The sequence below is a fragment of the Mycobacterium sp. TH-M106 genome (assembly GCF_057473765.1).
The window spans coordinates 1-4,990 of sequence record NZ_JBYCLE010000223.1 but is presented as its reverse complement, the minus strand read 5'-3'; the positions used below and the strand labels follow the sequence as shown (position 1 = coordinate 4,990).

Here is a 4,990-nt window from a genome sequence, read left to right as displayed (position 1 = left end):
AACGCCCCGGCCACCACCGCCGCACTCACCTCCCCCATCGAATGCCCGATCACCGCATCCGGCGTCACCCCGTAAGAGCGCCACAGCGCCGTCAACGCCAACTGCAGACCCATGATCACCGGCTGCACCTGCGCATCACCGCTCACCGCTGCACCGGATTCGAGCACCTGCCACAGCGAGAAACCCACCTGCTCGACAAAGACCGGCTCCAATTCGACCACCGCCGCAGCAAACGCCGGCTCATCAACCAACAACCGCCGACCCATCCCCGCCCACTGCGAACCCTGCCCCGAATAAACAAACACCACACCCGACCCGGCCAACGCAGAACGAGGCCCGACCACCCCCGGCGCAGACTCCCCAGCCGCCAACGCACCCAACCCGGCAATCGCCTGCTCGCGATCACGCGCACACACCGCCGCGAAAACCTTCTGCCGCGTCCGGTGATGATTGAGCGTATGCGCCACATCAGCCAACCCCACCTGCGCACCATCACCAGCCAACCACCCCGCCAACACCGAAGCCCACGCCGCAACCCGCTGCTCGGTCTTACCCGACACCACCAACGTCGTCACGGGTGCGCTCGCCTCCGGTGACGGCACCGGATCGGGGCCCTGTTCGATCACTACGTGCGCGTTCGTCCCGCCCAGGCCGAACGACGACACCGCGGCGCGGCGCGGCCCGTCGCACACCGGCCACGGTGTCGACTCGGTGGGAACGACCAGTCGGGTCGGTGCCGGGTCGATGGCCGGATTCCATTGCGAGAAATGCAGGTTCGGCGGAATTCGACCGTGCTGGACCGCCAGGACCGCCTTGATGAAACCGGCGATTCCGGCGGCCGCCTCCAGGTGGCCGATGTTGGTTTTCACCGCCCCCAGCGCGCAGGCACCTTCGCCGCGGCCGTAGACGTCGGCCAGCGCCTCGAACTCGATCGGGTCGCCGAGGGCGGTTCCGGTGCCGTGCGTCTCGATGAAATTCACCGAGCCCGCCGCGACGTCGGCGCTGCGTAACGCCCTGGTGAGCACGTCGCATTGGGCGATGGTGTTCGGCGCGGTCAGCCCGTTGGAGCGGCCGTCGGAGTTGATCGCCGAGCCGCGCACCACCGCCAGCACCCGGTCGCCGTCGGCCACCGCGTCGGTGAGCCGCTTGAGCACCACCACCCCGGCACCCTCGCCGCGGACGAATCCGTCTGCGGCGGCGTCGAAGGTATGGCATCGGCCGCCCGGCGACAGCATTCCCCACTTGGACATCGCGATCTGGGTTTCCGGACGCAAGATCAGGCTGACTCCGCCGGCCAGGGCCAGGTCGCTCTCCCGCAGCCGCAGGCTCTGACACGCCAGGTGGATCGTGACGAGCGACGACGAACACGCCGTGTCCACCGCCACCGCCGGCCCCCGCAGGCCCAGCAGGTAGGCGATCCGTCCGACGGCGACGGCGTGCGCGTTGCCGGTCGCGGAGTAGGCGTCGATGACATCCGGGTTGGCCGCCGAGATGGTCTGGTACTCGGTGTAGTACACGCCCATCATCACCGCGGCGCGGACACCGTCCAGCTGGTCCGACGCGATGCCGGCGTTCTCCAGTGCCTCGAACGCCACCTCCAGCATCAGCCGCTGCTGCGGGTCCATGGCCTCGGCCTCACGCGGCGAGATCCCGAAGAAGTCGGCGTCGAAGCCGGCGACGTCGGACAAGAAGCCGCCCCACTTCGACGACATCCGGCCGGGCGTGAACGGATCCGCGTCGTAGAACTCTTCGGCGTTCCAGCGATCCGCCGGGACCTCGGTGATCGCATCCCGGCCGCCGGCCAGCAACGCCCAGTAATCCTGCGGGCCGGTCACCCCGCCGGGGAGACGGCAGCCGATCCCCACCACCGCGACCGGCTCCGCGGCGGAGATACGCGAAGCCTTGTCGAACTGCTCGGTCAGCGCGGTCCGTTGGGCGGCGGGCATCGCCGAAACCCTGTCGAAGATCGTTCCCATCGATAACTACTGCTCTCGACTGCTCTCGCTACCTGCACTGCCTGCTGATGCGGACTCCGCGTACTCGAACAGCTCGTCCAGCACGCCGCCCGCCGAGTCGATCGGCAGGTCAGCCTCCTGCGGCAGCTGCGGCGGTGGCAGGAAGTCCACCAGATACCTCGCCAGCATCGACATCGTGGGGTGGTTCCAGAACATCGAAGCCGACAGGTCGACACCCACTAATCGCTGTGTCTCTTTCAGCATCGTCATCGCCGTCATCGAGTCCAGTCCCATCTCCGGGAATGGCTGGTCGACGTCGACCGCGGTTGCCGGCTTGCGAAGCTGACGGGCCAGGATCGCCCGCAGCCTGGTCGTCAGTTCGCTGAGCCGGTTCTCGGCGGGGATCTGCGACCAGTCCGGAGCGCCCGCCACCAGCCGGTCCGAGCCGTTCCCGGCCGGTCGACCGCCGCCGAGTGCCGGATGGAGTTCTTCGATTTCAGCGACCATTTTTTCGAAGTAGCCGAGTTCGCCGAACTCCGGGGTTGCCGCGAGGACGCGGTCCAGCCGCAGCCGTCCCACCCCCACCCGGGTGCGCACACCGCCCACCAGCGACTGCAGTGCCTCGACGCCCTCGTCAGGGGTGATCGGGTCGAGCATGCTGTAGGCCAGCTTGCGGCTCATGCCGACGTCCGCCCACTGGCCCCAGTCGATCGCGGTGGCGGGCAGACCCGCTGCGTGTCGCCATGCCATCATCGCGTCCAGCCAGGCGTTGGCGGTGGTGTAGGCCGCTTGACCCGGCAGGCCCAGGAGGGTGGCCATCGACGAGAAGCCGACCCACCAGTCCAGCTGCCGGCCGCTGTTGTGCTCCCGCGTCTCGTGCACAGCGGCGTGCAGCCGCAATGCCCCGGCCACCTTGGGCGCCCACACCCGCGCCAGGCTCTCCCGGGTGAGGGCGGCCACCGGCCCCCCGCCGGTCACCCCCGCCGCGTGCACGACGCCGCGCAGCGGCTTTCCGGTCTGCTCAGCGGCGGCCACCAGCTGCTCTGCGACCCCCGGTTCGGAGATGTCGCCGGGCACGAAGACGATCTCGGCGTTCCCGGTGGAGCCGGCAAGCTCGGCGAGGACGTCTCGCTGAGCATCGGTGGGTTCGCTGCGGCCGTTGAGGATGAGCCGCCCCGCACCGCGCCGAGCCAGCCAGTGCGCGGCGACGGAGCCCAGTCCGCCCAGGCCCCCGGTGACGATATAGGCGCCGTCGGGCCGGACGACGGCCTGCCGGTCACCGGCGTCCAGGGTCGCGCGCGTGAGCCTTTCGACGTAGCGGTGCTGGCCACGCCACGCGACCACGTCGTCGCTGGCCGGTGAACCCAGTTCGGCCAGCAACACCTCACCGAGGATGTCCGGGCCCCCCGCGTCCAGATCGACGAGGGTGGCGTCCAGGTCCGGCTCCTCGGCCAGGACGCGCGCTGCCTCGCCGGGGAACCGCCAGTTGCGAATGAGGCCCCGCAGGGCACCGACCGCGGGGTCGCCCGCGTCCTCATCGCGGACCGCCAGACCGCTGCGGGTGACCAGCCACAACCGCGACGACGTTCCGGGCCAGCAGGCGGCGGTGGCTCGGGCAATGGTCCAGACCGCCCAGGTCAATTCGCGGGCGCGATCAAGCGCGCCGTCCGGGTCGGTGCCGTCGAACGGCTGCTTGCCGACGAACACCACGATGCCGACCACCGGCAAGCTCGGATCGGCGGCGGCCTCGGTGCAGGCGTCTGCGATCGTGCCATAGACCCCGGCGCTGATCACCCGCCGAGTCGGTGAGCTGAGCCGGGCGGCAAATTGCACTGCAAGGGACTGTGTTTCAACGTCGTCATCGGCGAGCAGCAGCCAGCTTCCAGCTGGCGGGGCTGAGCCGATTTCCGGGCTTTCCGGTGCCGGGCGCTCCACCCATTCGGTGTCGAAGACCTTCTGCGCAAGTGGCAACCGCAGCGTGGCGAGGTCTACCGGCCGCAGTTGCACCCCGGTGAGTTCGGCGGTCACAGTGCCCGCATCATCGGTGAGGACGACTTGGCCCAGGTAGCCCAGGTATTCCGGGTGGTCGGCGTCGTGCTGCTCGATCAGCTGGGCGCGGCAGCGGGCCCGTCGCCCGACCCGACCGAACACCCGGACCTTTGCCACAGACGCAGCCTGGTAGACCGGAGCGGATTCGGTCGGCACGCCGGCGACCGCGGCCAGGTGTCGTAGCGCGGCATCGACCATCGCTGGGTGAATCGCATAGCGGGGGTGGCCGATAACGTCGTCGGCGAGCGCGATCTCAATCTCGTCGATCTCGCGGTCGCCACCACCGGGCTCGTCCACCGTATCGGGAGCGTTCTTGGGCGCCGCGTCGACGTCGGCGGTCGCATAGGCAGACCAAGCGCCGCCGGGCGGGCGAGCATGGATCTCGACACGGGTTTCGTGGTCGTCCCGGTCACTCCGGGTGAGCTGCGTGGTGACCTTCATGTGGTGCTCGACCGCGAGCGCCTGCGCGATCTCGAGCCTGCTGACTCGGACAGACTCGGCCGGCAGCCCAAGCGCCTGGCAGCCGGCGGCAAGCACCATCTCCACAAATCCCGCCGCCGGCAGCACGGTCCGCCCCTCGATCGTGTGTTCTGCTAGCCACGGCATGGCCTCGGCGGTGATCTCTGCCTGCCACACGTGGTCGCGGCCGGACAGCAGCTCGACATGCACCCCGAGCAGTGGGTGGGTATCGGGCTGCGGCTGCGCGGTGGGCGTGATCCAGTGCCGTGAGTGCTGCCACGGCGATGTCGGGATGCCGGCGAACTGCCCGGTATCCGGGCCGATGACGCCGACTGCGGCCAGTTGTGCGTGCAAGAACAGGGTTTCGTCGTCGACGCGCTTGATCGCCGAGGTGACGACGCCGACCGCGGTGTGGAGCGGATCCGGCGCCGCCGCCTCGAGCGTCTCGCCGATGGCGTAGGTCAGCAGCGGATGCGGGCTCATCTCGATGAAGGCGGCGTGGTTCTGCGCCAGGGCGGTGACCGCTT

General features: G+C 69.5%; 2 protein-coding genes. Both read right to left on the bottom strand.

Annotated features, from left to right (window positions below; translation table 11 throughout):
• A partial coding sequence (locus tag AC2VOP_RS08095; RefSeq protein WP_486960484.1) for a type I polyketide synthase occupies nucleotides 1–1,976 on the bottom strand: 1,976 nt, incomplete at its 3' end.
• 6 nt (nucleotides 1,977–1,982) lie between these two features.
• The coding region (locus tag AC2VOP_RS08090) for a beta-ketoacyl reductase (protein WP_486960483.1) at nucleotides 1,983–4,990 on the bottom strand (3,008 nt) is incomplete at its 5' end.